The following is a 22,151-nucleotide window of genomic DNA, read 5'->3' on the forward strand; positions in this document are numbered from 1 at the left end:
GTAACTCTCGCTTGCCGCGGGAGTTACGGACGAGTAGGATGCAGGCGTGCAAATCCGCTTCTCGAAGTCGGCGTTGAGGGCGCTCGCGCGGTCGAACAAGCGGCAGCTGATACGTGAGAAGATCGACGATCTTGGGCGTGATCCGCTGTCGGTGAGTGCGAACGTGATACGCTTGCAGGGCCGGCCCGAATACCGTTTGCGCGTGCAGGATTGGAGAATCATCTTCCGTATCGAGGATCAGATTCTCTGGATCGATGACATCGCGCCGCGCGGCTCTGCGTATGAGGACCGATCATGACCGTACAGATCGTCGAGATTGCCGGACAGAAGATCGCGATGCTGCCGATCGCCGACTATCAGCGATTGCTCGACATCGCCGAGGACAAGGCCGATGCGCTTGCGGCTTCGCAGGCGGAGCAGCGGCGGATCGAGGGCGAGGAATATCTTCCCTGCGAAATGGTCGACCGCATCCTATCCGGCGACAATCCTCTGAGAGTCTGGCGTGAATATAGAGGCATGACTCTCGCCCAACTCGCCGTATCGACCAAAGCACGCCAGGCCACGCTGTCGGACATCGAGAATGGCAAGGCGCAAGGCAAGCCCGCACTTTGGCGCGCCCTGGCCGATGCCTTGCGTGTATCCGTCGACGACATCCTCCCGGACGCGTGACCCGTGCGCCACAACGCCACTCCTGAGACAAGGTCCGTCCGTCTGCTTCGCGTGGGCGAGCAGGTGCGGCATGTCTTGTCGGAAGTCCTGATGCGTGGGGACGTGCACGACCCCGTTCTCGCGTCGCACAGCGTGTCGGTGACCGAAGTGCGGATGTCGCCGGACCTTCGGCACGCGACGGTGTTCGTGAAGCCGCTGCTCGGCGCCGACGAGAAGGATGTGATCGACGCGCTGAAGCGCAACGTGAAATACCTGCGCGGGGAAGTGGCGCGGCGGGTGAATCTCAAATTCTCCGCCCAACTGAAATTCCTGCCCGACGAGAGCTTCGACGAAGCGAGCCATATCGACGCGATCCTCCGCCGTCCCGACGTCGCGCGCGACCTGGAGGCGGACGAGGAATAATCCGGCGCCGGCCCTTGAACGGCGGCCAATTCTGCGCACAGTGCGGCCTTCCGAAAACATAAGAGGCTGCCTGATGCTCCGCCGGTTCGCATTCCTGCCGCTGCTCGCCCTTTCCCTCCCCGCCTCCGCCGAGACCGCCACCCCGCCGCAAGGGCCGACGCCGATCTTCCAGGGCCGGGACCTGTTCGGGCTCGAATGGGCGAGCGATCCGCAGATCAGCCCGGACGGATCGCAGATCGCTTATGTGCGGCGCTCCAACGACATCATGACCGATCGCGCCCGCTCGACGATCTGGCTGGTCGACACGCGCACCGGCGCGCAGTCGCCGCTCGCGGCGGGTTCAGGATCCCATTCGAGCCCGCGCTGGTCGCCGGACGGCAAGCGGCTGGCCTATGTATCGAGCGATGGGGGCGGTTCGCCCCAGCTTCATGTCCGCTGGATGGCCACCGGGCAGACGGCGCGGATCACCGGCCTGCCCGACAGCCCCGGCGCGCTTTCCTGGTCGCCGGACGGCAGCCGCATCGCCTATCTGATGCGCGTGCCCGGCGAGGAGCCGAAGCTCGGCAAGGCGCCCGGGCCGAAGCCCGAAGGCGCGCAATGGGCGAAGCCGCTGGAGGTCATCACCACGGTCCAGTACCGGACGGACGAGGGCGGCTACACCAAGCCCGGCTTCGACCATATTTTCGTGGTCCCCGCGGACGGCGGCGCCCCGCGCCAGCTGACCTATGGGCAGATCGACGATGGTGGGCCGCTCAGCTGGGCACCCGACGGCAAGACGCTCTATTTCAGCACCAACCGCAAGGCGGATTGGGAGCGCCAGCCGCTCGACAGCGAGGTCTATGCGCTGAACGTGGATACCGGCGCGGTGACGCCGCTGACCGACCGGCGCGGGCCGGACCGCAGCCCGGTCGTCTCCCCCGACGGGCGGCACGTCGCCTATATCGGCTTTGACGACAAGAATCTCGGCTACCAGAATGCGCGCCTGTCGGTGATGGACCCGGACGGCCGCAATTCGCGGGTGCTGACCGGCAGCCTCGACCGCAGCATTTCCCAGGCGCGCTGGAGCGGCAACAACAGCCTGATCGTCCAGTATGACGATAACGGCCTGACGAAGCTTGCGCGGGTCGGGCTCGACGGGCGCATGGCGCCGCTGGCCAGCAACCTTGCCGGCTCCGAAATCGATCGCCCTTATACAGGCGGCGCGTTCAGCGTATCGCCGGCGGGCGCGATCGCCTTCACCAGCGGCACCGCACAGCGGCCGCCTGACGTATCGGTCTGGAAAGGCGGCGAGCGCAAGCTCACGAGCCTCAACGACAATCTGCTCGGGGCGAAGACGCTGGCGAACGTGCAGCCGCTTGCGGTCACCGCCGCCGACGGGCGCAAGGTCGATGCCTGGCTGGTGACGCCGCCGACACCGGCGCCCGGCGGCAAATACCCGCTGATTCTCGAAATCCATGGCGGCCCATTCTCCGCCTATGGCCCGCATTTCTCGACCGACGATCAGCTCTATGCGGCGGCGGGCTATGCGGTGCTGTACGTCAATCCGCGCGGATCGACGTCGTACGGCGAGGAATTCGCAAACCTGATCCACCACAAATATCCGGGCGACGATTATGGCGACCTGATGAGCGCAGTGGACGCCGCGATCGCCGGCGGCACGATCGATCCGGACAATCTGTTCGTCACCGGCGGATCGGGCGGCGGCGTGCTGACGGCGTGGATCGTCGGCAAGACCGACCGGTTCAAGGCCGCGGCGACGCAGAAGCCGGTGATCGACTGGGCCAGCTTCGCGCTGACGTCCGACAATCCGGCCTATTTCTCGCGCTATTGGTTCGGCGCCTATCCGTGGGAGGATTACCAGGCGTTCTGGGCGCGCTCGCCGCTGTCTCTGGTCGGCAATGTGAAGACGCCGACCCTGGTCGTGGTCGGCTCGGAGGATTACCGCACCCCGGATAGCGAGGCCGAGCAATATTATGCGGCGCTGCAGCTGCGTGGCGTCCCCACCGCTTTCGTGAAGGTGCCCGGAGCGGCGCACGGCACCATCGCCGCGCGACCGTCGCAATCGGCGGCGAAGGCGTCGGCGATCCTGGCATGGTTCGACCGGTATCGGAGCAAGGGAGCTTCCGCCGCCACGCAATAACAAGGGAGAGCGAAGATGGACGAACGACTGCGCCAGCGCGCGATCGAACTGTACGACGCTTACACCCATGAAGGCCGCGATCGGCGCGGCTTCCTGCGCGAGATGACTCTGCTCGCCGGCAGCACGGCGGCGGCCGACGCGCTGATCGCCGGCATCGCGGCCTCGCCCGCGGCGGCGGCGATGATCCCGCCCGACGACAAGCGGCTGAAGACCCGCACCGACCGCTGCGACAGCGCCCCGGGCCGGGCGATGAGCGCCTATGTCGCCGAGCCTGCTTCCGGAAAAACCAGCGCGACGGTGGTCGTGATCCACGAAAATCGCGGGCTCAACGACCATATCCGCGATGTCGCGCGGCGGGTGGCGCTGGCCGGCTATCAGGCGGTCGCGGTCGACCTGCTGACGCCGGTCGGCGGCACGCCGGAGGATCAGGACAAGGCGCGGTCGATGATCGGCGCGCTCGACCTGCCGGCAAGCGTGAAGGACGTGCAATCGGCGTTCGGCCGCTTCGCGCAAGGCCGCAAGGCGGGGATCGTCGGCTTCTGCTGGGGCGGGGCGATGGTCGACCGGATCGCGGTCGCCGGCGCGCCCGGCCTGGCGGCCGCGGTCAGCTATTACGGTCCGGCACCCGATCCGGCCGAGGCAGCGAAGGTCGAGGTGCCGCTGATGATCCACCTGCCGGGGCTGGACCAGCGCGTCGCGGGGACGGTGCATCCGTTCGTCGACGCCTTGAAAGCGGCGGGCAAGGACGTGACGCTCTACGAATATCCGGGCGCGAACCACGCGTTCAACAACGACACCTCGTCCGAGCGTTACGACGAAGCCGCAGCCAAGCTGGCCTGGGGCCGGACGATGGAATTCTTCAAATCCAAATTGGCCTGACATTTCGTTCCTGATATGTTCTCATTCGAATCACAGGGAGAACGACGATGGCGGACCAGCTGACTTTCTATACCAACCCGATGTCCCGCGGGCGGATCGTGCGCTGGATGCTGGAGGAAGTGGGTGCGCCGTACGAGACGGTGCTGCTCGATTATGCCTCGACGATGAAGGCGCCGGACTATCTGGCGATCAATCCGATGGGCAAGGTGCCGGCGATCAAGCATGGCGCGACCATTGTCACCGAAGGCGCGGCGATCTGCGCCTATCTTGCCGATGCGTTTCCCGAAGCCGGTCTCGCACCGCCGGTGGGGAGCAAGGATCGCGGCCCTTACTACCGCTGGCTGTTCTTCGCTGCCGGACCCCTGGAAGCCGTGACCACGAACAAGGCGATGAATGTCGAAGTGCCGGATGAGCGCCGGCCCATGGTGGGATATGGCACGCTGGACGCGACGGCCGACGCGCTGAACGAGCTGGTCGGTGCCAATGAATATATCGCGGGCGGCAAGTTCAGCGCGGCGGACGTGTTCGTCGGCTCGCATATCGGCTGGGGCACGCAGTTCGGGACTCTGCCGAAGCGGCCGAATTTCGATGCGTATCTTGCGCGCATCATGGGCCGGCCTGCGGCGGTGAAGGCGCGGGAGATCGACGACAAGGCAATGGCGGCTTGAGGAACGGAACACCTCTCCCATAGGGAGAAAGTCGCGCCGCGCCGCGCGCGACCGGGGTGAGGGGATCGGGAGGCCAATCGGACGCTCCATAACCCCTCACCCGCTCGCGCCGCCGGCGCGAGTCGCCCTCTCCCCAGGGAGAGGGATTCAGCGCCTCACCAGACCTTGATGCGCTGGTCCGGCGCCAGGTAATATTTGCTCCCCGGCTTCACGTCGAACGCGCTGTACCAGGCGTCGAGGTTGCGAACGACATAGGGCCGCCAATTGCCCGGCGTGTGCGGGTCGGTGGTCAGGATCTGCAGCAGGATGGGATCGCGATACTTGGCGCGCCAGACCTGCCCGAAGCCGAGGAAGAAGCGCTGGTCGCCGGTCCAGCCGTCGAGAACCGGCGCTTCCTTGCCGCCGAGCGAGATCTTGTACGCATCATAGGCGACGTTCACGCCGGCCAGGTCGGCCATGTTCTCGCCCAGCGTCAGCTCGCCGTTCACATGCTTGCCCGGCAGCGGCTCATAGCCGCCATATTGGGCGACGACGCGGTCGGTATAGGCCTTGAACCGCTGCACGTCCTGCGGCGTCCACCAGTCGGCCAGATTGCCGTTCTTGTCGAACTTGCGGCCCTGATCGTCGAAATGGTGGCTGATCTCGTGCCCGATCACAGCGCCGATCGCGCCGTAATTGACGGCATCGTCGGCATTCGGATCGAAGAAGGGCGGCTGCAGGATCGCGGCCGGGAACACGATCTCGTTCATCAGCGGATTGGCATAGGCGTTGACCGTCATCGGGGTCATGCCCCACTCGGTCCGGTCGACCGGCTTGCCGATCTTGTCGAGGTTGCGCTGATATTCGAAACGGGCGGCGCGGTCCGCATTGCCGAAGGCGTCGCCGGCCTTGATCTCCAGCTTCGAATAGTCGCGCCACTTGTCCGGATAGCCGATCTTGTAGGTGAAGGCGGCGAGCTTGTCGCGCGCCTGCGCCTTGGTCTCGGGCGCCATCCATTCCAGCCGCTGCAGGCGCATGTCCATCGCCGCGATCAGGTTCTTGACCAGCTGCTCGGCCTTGGCCTTCGATTCCGGCGGGAAGTATTTCGCGACATAGAGCTGGCCGACCGCCTCGCCCATGCCGCCATTGACCATGTCGACCGCGCGCTTCCAGCGCTCCTTCAGCTGCGGCGTGCCGGCCAGCGTGGTCCCCTTGAACGCGAAATCCTCGGCAACGAACGCCTTCGGCAGCACCGGCGCCGCGTTGGAAAGCGCGTGATAGGTCAGATAATCCTGCCAGACGGACAGCGGCTCGGACGCGATCAGCGCGGCAGTGCCGGTCACGGCGCTGGGCTGCGCGACGATCAGCTGCGGCTGGTCGATGCCGGCGGCCTTCAGGTAGGCCGCCCAGTCGAGGCCGGGCATCTTGGTCGCCAGCTCGGCCTTGGCGACCGGGTTGTAGAGCTTCTCGATCTGGCGCGACTGCGCGCGCGTCCAGTGCGTCTTCGCGATCTTCGTCTCGAGGTCGAAGATGCGCTCAGCCTTCGCGTCGGCATCGGCGATTCCGGCGAGCTTCAGCATCGCCGCGACATGCGCCTTGTACTTGCCGCGGGCCTCGACGAACTTCGGATTGCTGTCGTCGAGATAATAATCGCGGTCCGGCAGGCCCAGGCCGCCCTGGCCGACATAGACCGCGTATTTGCTGTTGTCCTTCAGGTCCTGCTCGACCATCACGCCGATCGGCACGGTGATGCCGCTGCGGTTCGCGTCGCCCATCCAGGCCGCGAGCTGCGCAGGAGTCTTGAGCGCCGCGATCGCCTGGAGCTCCGGCTTGATCGGCGCGAGGCCCTTCGCCTCGATCGCCGCTTCGTCCATGAAGCTCGAATAGAAGTCGCCGACCTTCTGGCCGTTGCTGCCGGGCGCGCCCTTGGTGGCGGCCGCCTGCTGGATCACCTCGCGCGTCCGTTCGTCGGACAGGTTGCGCAGCACGGCGAACCCGCCCCAGCTGGAACGGTCGGCCGGGATCGGCGTCGCCTCGTCCCACTTCCCGTTCGCGAATTTGTAGAAATCGTCGCCCGGCGCGACCGACTTGTCCATGCCGGACGCGTCATAGCCGAAATCGCCGAGCTGCGGCTTGCCGGCCGCGAACGCGACCGTGGAGAGCGCCAGCGCCGCGACGCCGAGCAGGATACGTGACTTCATTCGTGGAATCCCCGACTCTAGAGAGTGATAGCCGAAACTAGCGATTTGACGGCAGGGCGCAAACCGGGCACGTGACGTTCATCGGCGCTTGTTCGACGTTGATCGAATAGCGCTGGACCGTGGCGGCTCCGGTTCCTCGGCGGCGGCCGGCAAGCGCAGCCGGACTAGCAGCCCGCCCAGGTCCTCGCTGTCCTCCAGGCCGACGGTGCCGCCATAGATTTCGGCCACGTCGCGGACGATGGCGAGGCCAAGGCCGGTGCCGGGCTTCGACGTGTCGAGGCGGGCGCCGCGCGAAAACAGCCGCGCGCGCTTCTCCTCCGGAATGCCGACGCCATCGTCCTCGATCTGGAACTCGACGAAGCCGGCATCGGCGGAAACGGTGACGAACACGCTGCCGCCGCCATATTTGGCCGCATTCTCGATCAGGTTGCCGAGCAGCTCGTCCAGGTCCTGGCGCTCGACATGGACGACCAGGTCCTTCGGCCCGGCAATGTCGATGCGCACGTCCGGATAAAGGCGCGCGACGGCACGCTCGACCGCTTCGAGACTGGGCCAGACCTCGGAGCGGCTGTGCGCGTGGCCGCGCCGGCCGACCGCGCGGGCGCGGGCGAGATGGTGGTCGACCTGCCGGCGCATCGTCGTCGCTTCGCGGCAGACGGTGTCGGGCAGATCGGGGGCGTTGGCGGTCGCCGCGTTCATGATCACGGTCAGCGGCGTCTTCAGCGCATGGGCGAGGTTGCCGGCGTGACGCCGCGCCTCCTCCGCCTGCTTCTCGTTATGCTCCAGAAGGTCGTTCAGCTCCTCGACCATCGGCGCGAGCTCGTTGGGCAAAGGCTCGTCGACGCGGGTTGCGATGCCCGAACGCATCCGCGCGATCGCCTTGCGCACCTTCCGGAGCGGAAGCAGGCCGTAATAGGTCTGCAGCGCCGCCAGCACGATCAGGCCGAGGCCGAGCAGCGCGAAGCTGCGCACCAGCGTGCGGCGCAGCACGTTGATCTGGTCGTCGAGCGCGGTCCGGCTTTGCGCGACCTGGAAGCGCCAGCGCACCGGCGATCCCGGCAGGATCACGTCGCGTTCGAGGATGCGCAGCGGCTCGTCGTGGAATTCCTTGCTGTCATAGGTGTGGACGTCGATGTCGTTGTGCTTCTGCAGCACCTTCAGCGACCGGTCCCAGAGCGAACGCGAACGGAACGCCTCGAAGCCGCCGCCGCTGATCTGGTAGTAGAGGCCGGAATTGGGCTCCAGGAAGCGCTGGTCGCCGAGCGGGCGGTTGAGCAGCACTTCGCCCGCCGGCCCGATCTCTGCCGAGGCGACCATCGCGGTCAGCACATAATTGAGCGAATCATCGAAATTGCGGGTGACAGCGTTCGACAGCACCCGGTCCAGCGCCAGCCCGCCACCGAGCAGCAACAGGCTGATCCACGCCGCCGCGATCAGGATCATCCGCCGAGAGAGCGAGCCGGTAGTGCGGCGGTTGGCTGTGAGGGGCTTGCTCACAAATCCTCCCCTCGCATTGGCGAGGGGAGGGGGACCGCGCGGAGCGCGGTGGAGGGGCCCGGAGCGAAGCGGAGGGTCAGCGTCCTCGCTTCGCTGCGGCCCCTCCACCATGCTTCGCATGGTCCCCCTCCCCAAGCGAGCTTGGGGAGGAAACTACTAGCCATTCGGATCTTCGAGGCTGTAGCCGAGGCCGCGGATCGTGGTGATCACGTCCTGGCCCAGCTTCTTGCGGATGCGCGTCACGAACACCTCGATCGTGTTCGAATCGCGGTCGAAATCCTGGTCGTAGATATGCTCGATTAGCTCGGTGCGGCTGACCACCTTGCCCTTATGGTGCATCAGGTAGCTGAGCAGTTTATATTCCTGCGCGGTCAGCTTGACCGGCTCGCCGGCGAGCGTGACCTTGCCCGAGCGGGTATCGAGACGGACGTCGCCGGCGGTCAGCTCGGAGCTCGAATTGCCGGAGGCACGGCGGATCAGCGCGCGCAGTCTGGCGATCAGCTCCTCCGACTGGAAGGGCTTGGCCAGATAGTCGTCGGCGCCGGCATCGAGCCCTGCGACCTTGTCCGACCAGCTGTCGCGCGCGGTCAGCACCAGCACCGGCATCGCCTTGCCTTCCTTGCGCCAGCGGTCGAGCACGGTCAGCCCGTCGATCTCTGGCAGGCCGAGGTCGAGCACGACCGCGTCATAGGTCTCGCTCGCGCCCAGGAAGTGCCCGTCCTCGCCGTCGGTGGCGAGGTCGACCGCATAGCCGGCCCCTTCCAGCGTCTTCCTCAGCTGGGCGCCGAGATTCGGTTCGTCTTCGACGATCAAAACGCGCATTGAATTCCCCTCAATAGCCGGAGCGGCCAATCACCGCTCCGGTGCGGGCATCGACATCGACCCAGATGACCGAACCCGACCGCATGAACTTCAGCCGATAGACGCCGCCGTCAAACTCCGGACCCAGGTAAGTCGATCCGCGCATCCGCGGGAGGATCCGGTCCTCGATCTCACGCAACGACAGCACGCGGCCCGATTGGTGCGCTTCGTACGCGCGATACTGATCGCCCCGGCGCTGCGCCGTGGCGGGCGCGGCGAGGGCGAGCGCAACAAGCGCGATGGAAACGATACGCATCATCCGGTTCATGGGCATAGCGCCTAGGGGAGGGGCTTTGAATAGCCCATGAATGCGGGAGTTGGCGGCCGTTCAGCCTAGCTGCTAGGGCGCGCGCATGCCCGCACCTGTTCTTGCTTACGAAGGGCTGGGCCTCGTCCAGGGGTCCGGCTGGCTATTCCGCGATCTGGACCTCTATGTAGGCGAACGCGACCGGCTGGCGCTGATCGGCCGCAACGGGGCGGGCAAGACGACGCTGCTGCGCTTGCTCGCCGATCGGATCGAGGCGGACACAGGGCGGCGGACGATCGTGCCGGGCACTAACGTCGTGCTGCTGGAGCAGGAACCAGCGCTGGCGGGATTCGAGACGCTGCGCGCCTTCGCCGTTTCGGGCAAGGATGCGCCGGCGCTGCACGAAGTCGAGGCGATCGCCGACCAGATCGGCCTCGACCTTTCCCGCCCCGCATCGACTGCGAGCGGCGGCGAGCGGCGGCGGGCGGCGATCGCGCGGGCGCTGGCACAGGCGCCGGACGTGCTGCTGCTCGACGAACCGACCAACCATCTCGACCTGGCTGCGATCGACTGGCTGGAGAGCTGGCTGAACCGCTACACCGGCGCGTTCATCGCGATCAGCCATGACCGCACGTTCCTGACGCGTCTGACCCGTTCGACCCTGTGGCTCGACCGCGGCAGCCTGCGCCGGGCCGAGATCGGCTTCGGCGGATTCGAGGCGTGGCAGGAAAAGGTCTTCGCCGAAGAGGCGCGCGCAGCCGAAAAGCTGGATGCCAAGCTGAAGCTGGAACTGCACTGGCTGCAGCGCGGCGTCACCGCCCGGCGGCGGCGCAACCAGGGGCGGCTGGAGGCGCTGAACCGCACGCGCGCGCAGCGGGCGGCGATGATGGGTCCCGCCGGCGCGGCAAAGCTCGGCATCGAAGCGGATGACGTGCGCACAAAGTCCGTCATCACGGCCGAGCATGTGACGAAGCGCTTTGGCGAGAGGACGATCATCAAGGACTTCTCGCTCCGCATCCAGCGGGGGGACCGGATCGGCATCGTCGGCGCGAATGGGGCGGGCAAGACGACGCTGCTAAAGCTGCTGACCGGCGAGCTGGCGCCGGACGAAGGCAGCGTCACGCTCGCCAAGACGCTGGACGGGGTGATCATCGACCAGCAGCGCAGCCTGCTCGCGCCCGACAAGCGCGTGCGCGACGTGCTGGCGGACGGCGGCGACTGGATCGAGGTGCGGGGCACCAAGAAGCACATCCAGGGCTATCTGAAGGAATTCCTGTTCGATCCCGGCCTGGCCGATGCCCGCGTGGGGACGCTTTCGGGCGGCGAGCGCTCGCGGCTGCTGCTCGCGCGCGAATTCGCGAGGCGCAGCAACCTGCTGGTGCTGGACGAGCCGACCAACGACCTCGACCTCGAAACGCTCGACCTGCTGCAGGAAGTGATCGCCGACTATGAAGGCACCGTGCTGATCGTCAGCCACGACCGCGACTTCCTCGATCGTACGGTGACGGTGACGTTGGGGCTCGACGGGTCGGGCAAGGTCGACATCGTCGCCGGCGGCTATGCGGATTGGGAGCGGAAACGCACGCCGCCGCGTCCGACGCCCGCTCGTCCCGAGCGTAGTCGAGGGGCGACTGCATCGGAGACGCGCCCCTCGACTATGCTCGGGGCGAGCGAGCAACGGCGTCCCACGAAGCTCAGCTATAAAGACCAGCGCGATTACGATCTGCTGCCGAAGCGGATCGAGGAAATCGAGGCGGCGATCGCCCGCGACGAGGCGGCGCTGCACGATCCGGAGCTGTATGCGCAGGACCCGAAGCGGTTCGCAGTACTGACGCAGGCGATCGCAACGGCGCGCGCCGAGAAGGACGCGGCCGAGCACCGCTGGCTCGAGTTGGCCGAGATGGTGGAGGCTCTGAACGCCTGATTCGTCATCCGCAGGACATGACCCGGGACCCACCTTCGTCGACCCTAAGAAGGTAGGCCCCGGCTCAAGGCCGGGGTGACGATGAATTAAGCCACCTCGTTCATCCGCTCGCGCACGCGCTGTTCCAGGATGGTCAGCGGCATTGCGCCTTCCAGCAGGACGTCGTGGAAGCGCTTGACGTCGAACTTCGGCCCGAGCTTCGCTTCCGCTTCCTTGCGCAGCTTGGACCAGACGCCGTGGCCCACCTTGTAGCTGCAGGCCTGGCCGATCTGGGTGCAGTAGCGCTCAACCTCGCGCTGCGTGCGCGGGCGGGCGAAGCCGGTCGTCTCGACCATATAGTCGGTGGCCTTTTCGCGGCTCCAGCGCTTGGCGTGCAGGCCGGTGTCCACCACCAGCCGCGTCGCGCGGAACAGATAGGATTGCAGGAAGCCCGCCCGCTCGATCGGGCCGCGATAGACGCCGGCTTCGTCCGCCAGGCTTTCGGCATAAAGCGCCCAGCCTTCCGAATAAGGCGAGAAGCCGCCGACCTTCCGCAGCGTCGGGATCTCGGCCGATGTCTGCGAGATGCTGATCTGAAGGTGATGGCCGGGCACGCCCTCGTGGAAGCTGAGCGCCGGCAGCGTGTATTTCGGCCAGTCGCCGGTATCCTTCAGGTTGATGAAGTAGATCGCCGGCCGCGAGCCGTCGAGCGCGGCGCGGTTGTAGTAGCCGTTCGACGCACCGTCCTGGATCTCGACCGGCACGCGGCGGATTTCGAGCGGCTGCTTTGGCAGGGTCGAGAAGAACTGCGGCAACTTCTCGGTCATCCGCTGCACGTCGTCGTTCAGGCTGGCGAGCAGCGCGGCGCGGCCTTCGTCCGTGTTCGGGTAGAGCTGGTCCGAGCGGCGGTTGAGCTGATCGAGCCGGGCACCCACGCTGCCCTGGGTCAGCCCCTCGCCACGCAGGATCTTGTCGAGCTCGGCGCTGATCTCGGCGACCTGAGCCAGGCCCATCTGATGGACTTCCTCCGGCGTCAGCTTGGTGGTCGTCATCTGCTCCAGTGCGGCGGCGTAGATCGCGTCGCCATTGGTCAGGCGCCATGCGCCGTCGCCGGGGCGGGTGGTCGGCTTCAGCGCCTCGATCGCGGCGATCTGGCGGTCGAGCGCCGGATAGACGTTGTTCGCGACGATCCTGGTCGCGCGTCCCTGCCAGTCGCCGGCGATGTTCGCGGCCTTGGTACGGCGGACCAGCGACTGGACCAGCGTCGAATTCGCCGCCGCTTCGCCCCGCAGCTTGCGCATCTGGCCGAGCGTCAGGTCGAGCGACCAGTCGGGCGCCAGGAAGCCGCGCGCCGCCTGCGCGCGCTGCTCGGCGGTTTCCTCGTCGAGGATGCGGGCGAACGCGTCGAGCCGGGCCAGATAGGCTTCGGCACCCTCGGTCGAGCGGATCGTGTGCGCGGTGTTCAGGAAGTCCGGCGTGCGGAAATAGGCGCCGCCCTGCTGGAAGATCGGGTAGGGCCGCACGACGCTGTCGATCCCGTACCTGGCCGGCGCGACCGTCTGCGCCTCCAGCGAATAGGTGATGACGTCGAGGTTCAGGCGGTTGGCGGGCGAGAGGCTGGCGCGGTCGAGCCGCCCGAGCTCCGCGAGCGCCTTGCGGACTTGGGCAAGATCGTCCTCCCGCTCCTGCGCCGTTCGCGGGGAAAGCTTCGACTTGAGGCCCGCGAGCGCACCGCGATCGAGGCCCAGCGAGGTCGCAAGCTCGGGCGAACGGGCAACCGCTTCCTGGAAGATGCGCTCGAACAGCGCATTGGCGGCGGCATCGCCGCTCGTGCCCTGCGCGAACAGCTCAGACGGGATCAGCGTCGCGCCGGCGACAGCCAGACCCGAGGTGGTGAGAAACGTGCGGCGATCCATGGGCATCCCTCCTGCTCTTTGCGGAGCGGTTTAGCCCGGACCGGCGGCGAGGCCATCCCGCTTCGACGAACGTCAGGCAACCGCGCCGAACGTCGCTCGTTGTGCCCCTGAAACGAGGAGAGGCACATGGAAATCACCAAGGCGCTGCACACCGATCACATGGAAATGAAGAAGCTGATCAAGGCGGTGAACAAGAGCGAGGACGGCGCCGAGCGCAAGCGGCTGTTCACCCAGTTCGCCGAGCTGCTGGTCAAGCATTCGCGGGCGGAAGAGAAGGTCGTTTACGACGCGCTGATCAAGACCGGCGAGGAGGAGCAGGAAGAAGCGGGCTACGAAGGCTATACCGAGCACGGCCTCGCCGACTCGCTGCTCGCGCAGCTGAAGAGCGGCGCCGATCCGATGTCGCCCGAATGGTCCGCGCAGGCCAAGGTGATGATGGAAATCCTCGATCATCATATCAAGGAAGAGGAGGACGAGGTCTTCACCCAGGTGAAGGAGGATTTCGACGTCGCCGAGCGCAAGGATATGGGCGAGGCGTTCGAGGCGCAGAAGGACAAGGTGAGGGCTTGAGTTTCAGCCTCTCTCCCGGCGGGGAGAGGGCGAGTCGCGGCGCAAGCGGCGAGCGGGGTGGGGGGCTTAGAGCGAAGCGCGCCGAGCGTGAAGGAATCTGACCCTCACCCTCCCGCCGCTACGCGGCGGGCCCCTCCCTCTCCCGCAGGCGGGAGAGGGGCTTGCCCTCCCGTCCCGCCAGCTCGGTCGCATAGTGCCAGGCGACGCGGCCGGAACGGGCGCCGCGCTCGGCGGCCCAGGCGAGGGCGTCCTGTGGGTCAAAGGGCAGGCCGTACGTCGCTGCGTAGCGCTCGACGATCGCGAGATAGGTCTGCTGGTCGATCGCATGGAAGCCGAGCATCAGGCCGAAGCGGTCGGCGAGCGCCAGCCGGTCGTCGACCACGTCGCGCGGATTGATCGCGCTTTCCTGCTCGGCGATGTCGCGGGCGACGATATGGCGGCGGTTGGACGTGACATGCAGCCGGGCATTGGCCGGGCGCGCCTCGGCGCCACCTTCCAGCAGCGAGCGCAGAATGCGCGTTTCCGGCCCGCCCGCTTCGAACCCGATATCGTCGATGAACAGAATGAAGGCGCGGCCGGCATTCTCGACCTGGCCGAACAAGGCCGGGAGCGTATCCAGCCGGTCGGCGGCGACGTCCACCAGCGCGAGGTCCCGGCCCTCGCCGCGGATCGCGCCCACCACGGACTTCACCAGCGCGGACTTGCCGGTGCCTTTCGCGCCCCACAGCAGCACGTCGTGCGCGGCGTGACCGGCCGCAAGGCGGCGGGCATTGGCGAGCAGCGCCTGCTTCTGCGCGTCGATCCCGGTCAGCAGATCGAGCGGCAGCGGCGCAAAATGGCGTGCTTCCGCCAGCCCGGCGCCGCGCCACAGATAGGCGGGCGCGGCGCGGGGATCGGCCGGGGCGGCGGGGATCGGCGCGATGCGCTCCAGCGCGGCCGCGATGCGGGCGAGTTCGTCTGACACGCGGGACCCCATAGCGGCACCCGCGTCGCCTTTCCAACCGGGCCAAAGCCGTTAAAAGGCGCGCCCGATGTCCATTCCGATCACGCCCGTCATCCTGTCCGGCGGTGCCGGCACGCGCCTGTGGCCCCTTTCCACCGCCGCGACGCCGAAGCAGATGCTCCGGCTCGCCGGCGAGCTGACCATGCTGCAGGCGACGGCCGCGCGCGTCGCCGACCGCGCGCGGTTCGCCGGTCCGGTCGTCGTCGCCAACGCCGCGCACGCGGACGCGATCGAAGCGCAATTGGCCGCGATCGGCTGCCCGCCCGATGCGCTGGTGCTCGAGCCGGCGGGGCGCAACACCGCGCCGGCCATTGCCCTGGCCGCACTCGCCGCGCCCGACGCGCTGCTGCTGGTGATGCCCAGCGATCATGTGATCGGCGACGTCGACGCATTCCGTGCCGCCATCGACCGGGCCGCGCCGCTTGCGGAGCAGGATTGGCTGGTGACGTTCGGGATCACGCCGGAACGTCCGGAAACGGGCTTTGGCTATATCAGGCTGGGCGATGCGCTCGCCGAAGGCGTGCACCGGGTCGACCGTTTCGTCGAAAAGCCGCCGCGTGCCGATGCCGAGCGGATGGTCCGCGAAGGCGGATACGCATGGAATGGCGGCATCTTCCTGTTCCGTGCGCAGGCCTATCTCGACGCGCTGGCGGTCCACGCGCCGGCGATGCGGGACGCGGTTGCTGCGGCGATGGACGGGGCGCAGCGCAGCGGCTGCCGCGTGCTGCCAGATCCGGCGTCGTTCGGCGCGTCACCGGCGGATTCGATCGACTATGCCGTGCTCGAGAAGGCCGAGCGCGTCGCGGTCGTGCCGGTTGCCATGGCCTGGTCGGACGTCGGCAGCTGGGACGCCGTCCATGGCCTGGGAACGCCCGACGGGCAGGGCAATGTCCTTTCCGGTGCGGTCGTGGCTCTCGACAGCGCGGATTGCATGATCCGCAGCGACGGCCCCACGGTCGCGGCGCTCGGCGTCTCCGACCTGATCGTCGTCGCGACCCGCGACCAGGTGCTGATCCTGCCGCGCGGCCGCAGCCAGGAAGTCAAGCAGCTTCTGGACGCAGTGAGGGCGCGCGAGACCTAGCGCGGCGGCGCCGGCGGCTCGATCGTCGGCCCAAGGTTGCGCATCACCTCGCGCGCGTCGAAATCCCGGGCGTTCTTCGGCGGTCCCTTGAACATTACGATCTCGGCGCTCGCCTCGAAGCGGTCGATGGTATTGATGTCCACGGTATCGGCCCAGAAGGGATCGTAGCCCCACGGGTCCCAATAGCGCCAGCCGAAACGGCCGTAATAGCGCCAGCTCGGGCCCCAATAGCCCCAGGGGCCGGCCGCGAACGGACGCGCATAGGTCTGTACCGTCGTGTGCTTGTCGGTGTTGCGGTCGACCAGCGTGAAGCCGTCATAGCCCTGCTGCACGGTCAGCTCCGCGGCGCGAAACAGCAGGTAATTCTCGACCCGCTGGCGCGAGGTGAATTGGTTGCCGGCAAACATGACCCGGAACCGGTTGCGTTCGATCTGCTGCTCGGAAAAGCCGCCGCGCACCCCTGTGGGAGCGCCGAGCGGCTGGTAAGGGGTGGGCGTCGCGCAGCCGGCCAGCAAGGCGACGGCGGCGAGCGTGGCGAAGGTCAGGCGTTTCATGGTCGCGACTTTCTTAGTTCCGCACAGACAACACGCGCGGCGGCCCGCCCGTTCCATCGGATAAGTTGCATGTGAAAACCCTCTTTCGCTTGCGCTCAACCAATGGCACTCTGGCCCGAAAGCAGACCAAGCCAGGAGACGGATGATGGCCACGCTTGTCCAGCCCCAGCCGGAGATATTCGACGATCCACTGGATGTGAGCCGAGCCGACCTTTACGTCGAGGACAGCTGGCAGGAGCCGTTCCGCCGGCTGCGCGGCGAGGCCCCTGTCTATCGCTGCGAGCACTCGGCGTTCGGCCCCTATTGGTCAGTGTCGGCCTACAAGCCGATCGTGCACGTGGAGGCCCTGCCCGAAATCTACTCGTCGGAAGCCGGCGGCATCACGCTCGCCGACCGGTTCGAGGACGATTACAAGATGCCGATGTTCATCGCGCGCGATCGGCCGGTGCACACCGCCCAGCGCCGTACGGTGGCCCCGGCGTTCACGCCGAGCGAGATCGTCCGCATGTCCGAGGACCTGCGCCGCCGCACCGCCGAAATCCTGGACGAGCTGCCCTGGGGCGAGACGTTCGACTGGGTCGACCGCGTCTCGATCGAGCTGACCACGCAGATGCTGGCGATCCTGTTCGACTTCCCCTGGCAGGACCGGCGCAAGCTGACCTTCTGGTCCGACTGGGCCGGCGATATCGAGCTGGTCCACAACGAGGCGACCCGCCAGGAGCGGCTCGGCCACATGTTCGAGTGCATGACCTATTTCAAAGGGCTTTGGGACGCCAAGGTCGGCAAGGAACCGACGCCGGACCTGATCTCGATGATGATCCATTCCGAAGCCATGTCGAACATGGACGACCATGAGTTCATCGGGAACCTGATCCTGCTGATCGTTGGCGGCAACGATACCACGCGCAACTCGATGTCGGGCGCGATCTACGGGCTGAACCAGTTCCCGGACGAGCGCACCAAGCTCGAGCAGAACCCCGGCCTGATCCCGAACGCGGTGCAGGAAATCATCCGCTGGCAGACGCCGCTCGCCCATATGCGGCGCACCGCGACCCAGGATACGGAGCTGGAAGGGCAGCAGATCAAGGCCGGCGACAAGCTGGCGCTCTGGTACATCTCCGGCAATCGCGATGAGAGCGTGTTCCCCAACGCCGACAAATTGATCGTCGACCGGGAAAATGCGCGGCGGCACCTTGCCTTCGGCTATGGCATCCATCGCTGCGTCGGCGCGCGGCTGGCCGAGCTGCAGATCCAGGTGCTGCTCGAGGAGATGGCGAAGCGTCGGATGCGCGTGGAGGTGATGGAGGAGCCGGTGCGCGTGCGCGCCTGCTTCGTGCACGGCTATCGCAAGATGCCGGTCCGGATCACGAAATACTGAAGCCGATCGGGCCGCAGCTCCGTAGCTTACGGGCGAAACCGCGAGGGCCAGCGACCATGATCGATCGTCGAATGTTTCTGTTCACCGGGGCTGCCGCGGCGGGCGCTGCCTGGCTCGCGATGCCGGCGGGCGCCGCCGCCCCGGCCGCCGACCCGCGCTTCCGGCTCAGCCCGGCGCAATGGCGCAAGCGGCTCGGCCCCGATGCCTATGCCGTGTTGCGCGAGGAAGCGACCGAGCGGCCGGGCAGCAGCCGGCTGCTAAAGGAGCATCGCGCCGGCCTGTTCACCTGCGCCGGCTGCGGGCTGCCGGTTTATTCGTCCAGGACCAAGTATGACAGCGGCACCGGCTGGCCGAGCTTCTGGGCGGCGCTGCCGGGCGCGACCGCAACGTCGGTCGACACCAAGCTGGGCTTCGAACGCGTCGAGGAGCATTGCAGGCGCTGCGGCGGCCATCTCGGCCACATCTTCGACGACGGGCCGAAGCCGACCGGAAAGCGCCACTGCATCAACGGCCTGGCGCTGAGGTTCGTGCCGGGGAAGGCGGCGTAAAAAGTCCCTCCCTTGAAGGGGAGGGCTAAGGTCAAGCGAAGGCCGTCCGCGCGAGCTCGGTCAGCGCCGCCATCGCCTGGCGATAGGGCCCGGGGCCATGGCTGATCCGCGCGACCCCCAGCTCGGCGAGTCGCTTCTTATGCGGCATGCCGGGGAACATCATCGCGTTGACCGGCAGCGGCGAGCCCTCGCAGACGCGGGCGAGCAGGCGTTCGTCGGCCAGGCCGGGCACGAAGAAGCCGCTCGCGCCCGCATCGGCATAGGCGCGGGCGCGTTCCAGCGCCTGGTCGACCGCCTGACGGTCATGCGCGTCGGCCTTGGCCTTGAGGAAAATGTCGGTCCGGGCGTTGATGAAGGCGGGGATGCCGGCCGCCTCCGCCTTGCGCCGAAGCGCCTCGATGCGGCGTGCGTGGTCGCGGAGCGGGTGCAGCCCTTCGCCGCCGACTACCTGGTCCTCGAAATTGCAGCCGATCGCGCCGGCTTCGAGCACGCGGCCGAAATTGGCGGCGACGCGCTCCGGCTCGACGGCATAGCCGCCTTCGAAGTCGAGCGTCACCGGCAGGTCGACCGCGTCCGCGATGCGCGCCGCATTGGCGAGCGCGATCTCCATCGGCAGCCCTTCCGCATCCGCAAAGCCATGTGCCGCGGCGACGGACCAGCTGCCGGTCGCGATCGCCTTCGCGCCCGCATCGGCGATCGCCTTGGCCGAGCCCGGGTCCCAGGCGTTGAACAGGATCACCGGATCGCCCGGCACGTGCAGCACCGTGAACGCCCGGGCCGTTTCCGATTGGTTCATGCGTCCCTCCTTACTTGCGCGGGCATGGCTCCGGCCAGCCTTCGTGACCATCCACCAGCAGCAATTCGCCCGAGCGGCCGTCCTTCGTGTCGCGTGCGAACAGCCAGGACTTGCCGCTCGGCGAGAAGGCAGCGCCGATCTCGCTGCCGTTCGCGTTAATCTCGGGGCCGAGCCGCACGCGCGGGCTCCAGCCGTTCGCGGTTCGTTGGCTGCGGAAATAGGCATCTGCGCCGCTCAGCGGCATCCATGTGCCGTCGGGCGACGGCAGCGGCTCGTACTCATGTTCGGCCGTGTTGAGCGAGGCGCCGGCATTCTCGGCGATCCAATGGCCGGGACGGTCCTCCCGCGCGCGCCAGATGTCGGTCTTGCCGAAACCGCCAGCCCTGTCGGAGCCGAAATAGAGCCAGCCGTCCGGTGCTGGCCGCGGAAACCACTCCTGGCCGGGCGAGTTGACCGGTGCCGGCAGCCGCTCGGGCGTTTCCCATTTTCCGTCCCGACCGCGGGTCACGCGCCAGATGTCGAGGTCCTTGTGCCTGACGCCATCGGTCGTGCGCGTGGAGATGAACCACAAAGTCCGCCCGTCGCCGCTGAACCACGGGTCCGCCTCCACGCCATCACCGGCGACCGGCGCCTCGGTCGGCTCGCCCCATCCGTTCTTGCCGCAGTGGCTGACCTTCAGCCGCCAGCCGCGGAATTCGGGCGTCGAACGCACGAACCACAGGTCGCCGGTCAGCGGATCGAACGCAGGATGGGATTCGAACTGGCCGGAGGAAATCGGCGGCTTGGACCAGACGATCGGCGCGCTCGCCGCGAGTGGCAGCGCACCGACAATCATCAATGGACGAAGCGCGCAACCACGTCGCGGTAGCTGCGGCTGACCTTCACCTGCGCGCCGGAATCCAGCACCAGGAAGCATTCGCCGTTGGTGTGCGGCTTGACCTGCTTGACCAGGTCCAGGTTGACGATGGTCGAGCGATGGACGCGCTGGAAGCGGCGCGGATCGAGCCGCTTTTCCAGGTCCTTCATCGTCTCCCTGAGGATCAGCGTGTTGTCGGCGGTGTAGATGCACATGTAATCGCCGGCCGCGTCGATCCGCTCGATATTGTCGACGTCGACGCGGAAGATCTGCCCGCGATCCTTGATGTTGATCATCTTCTCGAAACGGCTGGCCGACGGCGCCTCGGCGCCTTCGCTGATCTCGGCTGCGGCTTCGGGCGCGACTTCGGCCAGCGCCTCGCGCAGCCGGTCCACTTCCTCGACGCCGCGCTTTTCCGCGAGACGCTGGCGCACGCGGTCGAGCGTGGCGGCGAGCCGGTCTTCCTCGACCGGCTTCATCAGATAGTCGACTGCCTGCGCCTCGAAGGCGCGGATCGCGTGATCCGAATAGGCGGTCACGAACACGAACAGCGGCGGCTCCACTTCCATCAACCCCTGGACGACCGAAAAGCCGTCAAAGCCGGGCATCTGGATGTCGAGGAAAACCAGGTCGGGCTTGTTGGTCTTGATCGAGCGGATCGCTTCCCGCCCGTTGGAGCAGGTGTCGACGATCTCGACATCCTCGTGCGGCTCAAGCCTCAGTTGCAGGCCCTGGATGGCCAGCGGCTCGTCATCGACGAGGATCGTTCTGATGGTCATGCGGCTTCCCTTGGTTGTTCCTCGGTTTGGTACGGAATCTCGATGCGAACCTCGAATCCGCCCCCCGCACGCGCTTTCGCGTCGAACTCATGATCCTGGCCATAGGCCTGCGCCAGCCTGTCGCGAATGTTCGCCAGACCGACTCCTGTCGATTGAATGGGCCCCGAGCGCTTCTCATTCAAGTCCGGCCCGGTATCGGCCACCGTGATGCGCACGCGGTCGACAGCCAGCCGCGCGCTGACGATGATGTCGGCGCCTTCCTCCAGCGGGGTCACCGCATATTTGATCGCGTTCTCGACCAGCGGCTGCAGCAGCAACGAGGGCAGCCGCGCCTTCAGCACGATCGGGTCGATCTCGAAGATCGGCCGCAGCCGGTCCTCGAAGCGCATCTTCTCGATCTCGAGATACAGCTTCAGCGTCTCGATCTCCTGCTCCAGCGTCACCTGGCCGAGCGGCTCGTTGACCAGCGTATAGCGTAGGAACGAGGACAGGCGCGACAGCATCGCGTTCGCGCGCTCCGTCTGCTTCAGCAGCACCAGGGTCGAGATGGAGTTGAGCGTGTTGAACAGGAAATGCGGGTTCAGCTGGTAGCGCAGCATCGCCAGCTGCGCTGACGAGGCCTGGCTTTCGAGGGCGCGGAGCTGATCCGCCTGGTCCTCCACCACCAGGAAGAAATTGATCGCGTAATAGAGCGCGGACCAGGCGCCGATGACCACGAAATCGAGGAAGATCGTGCCGAGGAACAGGCTGATCTGAAAGCCTTCGCCCGGGCGTTGGATGGTGTTGAAGATCCAGGCGTCGATCATCGAGTAGATGCCGGCCGCGACCAGCATGCCGCCGATCGAGCCGAGCCAGGTGGTGACCGGCTTGCGCCGGATCAGCTCGCGGTAGAGAGCGCCGAGGACGAGGGTCAGCGAATAGCCGGTGGCGGTCGAGACCGCGACCGGCACCAGGAAGGCGAGCGTCAGCCCGTTGGCGAAGCCCGACAGGGTGCGCAGCAGGAAATAGCCGGCCCAGCCCGCCGTCTGCAGATTCCAGAAGGCGCGGTTCTTGTCGTCGAAGAACGGTTTCGCGGCGAAGCCCAGGGCCATTGCCAGGGCTCTAGCCAACTTCGTGGAAAAGTAGAACCATCCTCGTCATTCCGGCTTGCGCCGGAATGACGAGAGGGAAGGTGGCGGCCCAAAAGAAAACCGCCGCCCGGTTGCCCGGACGGCGGTGTTGCGG

22 protein-coding genes are annotated in these 22,151 nt (G+C 67.0%); 11 read left to right on the forward strand and 11 right to left on the reverse strand.

The window, feature by feature from the left end:
* The first annotated feature begins 46 nt into the window (after nt 1-46).
* The 6 genes from GON01_RS15915 to GON01_RS15940 all read left to right on the forward strand — a co-directional run bounded on the left by GON01_RS15915 (nt 47) and on the right by GON01_RS15940 (nt 4,758).
* Nucleotides 47-298 (forward strand): type II toxin-antitoxin system RelE family toxin, encoded by a 252-nt coding sequence (locus tag GON01_RS15915; protein ID WP_181600285.1) that lies wholly within the window; start codon nt 47-49, stop codon nt 296-298.
* Complete coding sequence (locus GON01_RS15920) at nt 295-669, forward strand: helix-turn-helix domain-containing protein (RefSeq protein WP_157028372.1); 375 nt, start codon at nt 295-297, stop codon at nt 667-669. Before GON01_RS15915 ends, GON01_RS15920 begins: the two co-directional genes overlap by 4 nt.
* Before the next feature lie 3 nt (nt 670-672).
* A complete protein-coding gene (rbfA, locus tag GON01_RS15925; RefSeq protein ID WP_181600286.1) occupies nt 673-1,071 on the forward strand; it encodes a 30S ribosome-binding factor RbfA in 399 nt (132 codons plus the stop codon).
* 73 nt (nt 1,072-1,144) lie between these two features.
* A complete protein-coding gene (locus GON01_RS15930; RefSeq protein WP_157028373.1) occupies nt 1,145-3,211 on the forward strand; it encodes an alpha/beta hydrolase family protein in 2,067 nt (688 codons plus the stop codon).
* A gap of 15 nt (nt 3,212-3,226) precedes the next feature.
* On the forward strand, nt 3,227-4,090 hold the full coding sequence (locus tag GON01_RS15935) for a dienelactone hydrolase family protein (RefSeq protein ID WP_157028374.1): 864 nt from the start codon (nt 3,227-3,229) through the stop codon (nt 4,088-4,090).
* 47 nt (nt 4,091-4,137) lie between these two features.
* Nucleotides 4,138-4,758 (forward strand): glutathione S-transferase family protein, encoded by a 621-nt coding sequence (locus GON01_RS15940; RefSeq protein ID WP_157028375.1) that lies wholly within the window; start codon nt 4,138-4,140, stop codon nt 4,756-4,758.
* 155 nt (nt 4,759-4,913) lie between these two features.
* Here GON01_RS15940 and GON01_RS15945 read toward each other — a convergent pair whose 3' ends face one another.
* The 4 genes from GON01_RS15945 to GON01_RS15960 all read right to left on the reverse strand — a co-directional run bounded on the left by GON01_RS15945 (nt 4,914) and on the right by GON01_RS15960 (nt 9,555).
* Nucleotides 4,914-6,938, reverse strand: a complete 2,025-nt coding sequence (locus GON01_RS15945) for a M13 family metallopeptidase (protein WP_157028376.1) — start codon at nt 6,936-6,938, stop codon at nt 4,914-4,916.
* Nucleotides 6,939-7,016: 78 nt separating this feature from the next.
* A complete protein-coding gene (locus tag GON01_RS15950; RefSeq protein WP_157028463.1) occupies nt 7,017-8,381 on the reverse strand; it encodes a sensor histidine kinase in 1,365 nt (454 codons plus the stop codon).
* Nucleotides 8,382-8,591: 210 nt separating this feature from the next.
* Nucleotides 8,592-9,257, reverse strand: a complete 666-nt coding sequence (locus GON01_RS15955) for a response regulator transcription factor (RefSeq protein WP_157028377.1) — start codon at nt 9,255-9,257, stop codon at nt 8,592-8,594.
* A 10-nt stretch (nt 9,258-9,267) separates the two neighbouring features.
* The gene (locus GON01_RS15960) at nt 9,268-9,555 is read right to left on the reverse strand and encodes a PepSY domain-containing protein (RefSeq protein WP_232328921.1); all 288 of its coding nucleotides are present in this window, start codon (nt 9,553-9,555) and stop codon (nt 9,268-9,270) included.
* Between the two features lie 94 nt (nt 9,556-9,649).
* On the opposite strand from GON01_RS15960, the gene GON01_RS15965 reads away from it, so the two are divergent.
* Entirely contained in the window at nt 9,650-11,467 is a 1,818-nt protein-coding gene (locus tag GON01_RS15965; protein WP_157028379.1) for an ABC-F family ATP-binding cassette domain-containing protein, read from the forward strand.
* An 86-nt stretch (nt 11,468-11,553) separates the two neighbouring features.
* Here the strand turns inward: GON01_RS15965 and GON01_RS15970 are convergent, their stop codons facing one another.
* Nucleotides 11,554-13,362 (reverse strand): DUF885 domain-containing protein, encoded by a 1,809-nt coding sequence (locus GON01_RS15970; protein ID WP_157028380.1) that lies wholly within the window; start codon nt 13,360-13,362, stop codon nt 11,554-11,556.
* A 126-nt stretch (nt 13,363-13,488) separates the two neighbouring features.
* Here GON01_RS15970 and GON01_RS15975 point away from each other — a divergent pair, with 126 nt between their 5' ends.
* The gene (locus GON01_RS15975; protein WP_157028381.1) at nt 13,489-13,932 is read left to right on the forward strand and encodes a hemerythrin domain-containing protein; all 444 of its coding nucleotides are present in this window, start codon (nt 13,489-13,491) and stop codon (nt 13,930-13,932) included.
* Between the two features lie 118 nt (nt 13,933-14,050).
* Here GON01_RS15975 and GON01_RS15980 read toward each other — a convergent pair whose 3' ends face one another.
* The gene (locus GON01_RS15980; RefSeq protein ID WP_309503932.1) at nt 14,051-14,896 is read right to left on the reverse strand and encodes an ATP-binding protein; all 846 of its coding nucleotides are present in this window, start codon (nt 14,894-14,896) and stop codon (nt 14,051-14,053) included.
* Between the two features lie 67 nt (nt 14,897-14,963).
* On the opposite strand from GON01_RS15980, the gene GON01_RS15985 reads away from it, so the two are divergent.
* Nucleotides 14,964-16,016 carry a mannose-1-phosphate guanylyltransferase/mannose-6-phosphate isomerase gene (locus tag GON01_RS15985; RefSeq protein ID WP_157028383.1) on the forward strand — a complete coding sequence of 351 codons (1,053 nt, stop codon included), beginning with the start codon at nt 14,964-14,966 and terminating at the stop codon, nt 16,014-16,016.
* Here GON01_RS15985 and GON01_RS15990 read toward each other — a convergent pair.
* Nucleotides 16,013-16,570 (reverse strand): CC0125/CC1285 family lipoprotein, encoded by a 558-nt coding sequence (locus GON01_RS15990; RefSeq protein ID WP_157028384.1) that lies wholly within the window; start codon nt 16,568-16,570, stop codon nt 16,013-16,015. The two genes, GON01_RS15985 and GON01_RS15990, sit on opposite strands and share 4 nt — an antisense overlap.
* 145 nt (nt 16,571-16,715) lie before the next feature.
* On the opposite strand from GON01_RS15990, the gene GON01_RS15995 reads away from it, so the two are divergent.
* Nucleotides 16,716-17,948 (forward strand): cytochrome P450, encoded by a 1,233-nt coding sequence (locus GON01_RS15995; RefSeq protein WP_157028385.1) that lies wholly within the window; start codon nt 16,716-16,718, stop codon nt 17,946-17,948.
* Between the two features lie 56 nt (nt 17,949-18,004).
* Nucleotides 18,005-18,496 carry a peptide-methionine (R)-S-oxide reductase MsrB gene (gene msrB / locus GON01_RS16000; RefSeq protein WP_157028386.1) on the forward strand — a complete coding sequence of 164 codons (492 nt, stop codon included), beginning with the start codon at nt 18,005-18,007 and terminating at the stop codon, nt 18,494-18,496.
* 31 nt (nt 18,497-18,527) lie between these two features.
* Here msrB and GON01_RS16005 read toward each other — a convergent pair whose 3' ends face one another.
* From GON01_RS16005 to GON01_RS16020, 4 genes are read right to left on the reverse strand one after another with little or no spacing between them, the layout of a single operon-like run.
* Nucleotides 18,528-19,292 (reverse strand): isocitrate lyase/PEP mutase family protein, encoded by a 765-nt coding sequence (locus GON01_RS16005; protein WP_157028387.1) that lies wholly within the window; start codon nt 19,290-19,292, stop codon nt 18,528-18,530.
* Nucleotides 19,293-19,302: 10 nt separating this feature from the next.
* Complete coding sequence (locus tag GON01_RS16010) at nt 19,303-20,127, reverse strand: TolB family protein (RefSeq protein WP_157028388.1); 825 nt, start codon at nt 20,125-20,127, stop codon at nt 19,303-19,305.
* A complete protein-coding gene (locus GON01_RS16015) occupies nt 20,127-20,927 on the reverse strand; it encodes a LytR/AlgR family response regulator transcription factor (protein WP_157028389.1) in 801 nt (266 codons plus the stop codon). Before GON01_RS16015 ends, GON01_RS16010 begins: the two co-directional genes overlap by 1 nt.
* Nucleotides 20,924-22,018 (reverse strand): sensor histidine kinase, encoded by a 1,095-nt coding sequence (locus GON01_RS16020; RefSeq protein ID WP_157028390.1) that lies wholly within the window; start codon nt 22,016-22,018, stop codon nt 20,924-20,926. The genes GON01_RS16015 and GON01_RS16020 overlap by 4 nt, the downstream gene beginning before the upstream one ends.
* Between the last annotated feature and the right edge of the window lie 133 nt (nt 22,019-22,151).

It is taken from the genome of Sphingomonas horti, from assembly GCF_009753715.1.
Lineage (GTDB): Bacteria > Pseudomonadota > Alphaproteobacteria > Sphingomonadales > Sphingomonadaceae > Sphingomonas_B > Sphingomonas_B horti.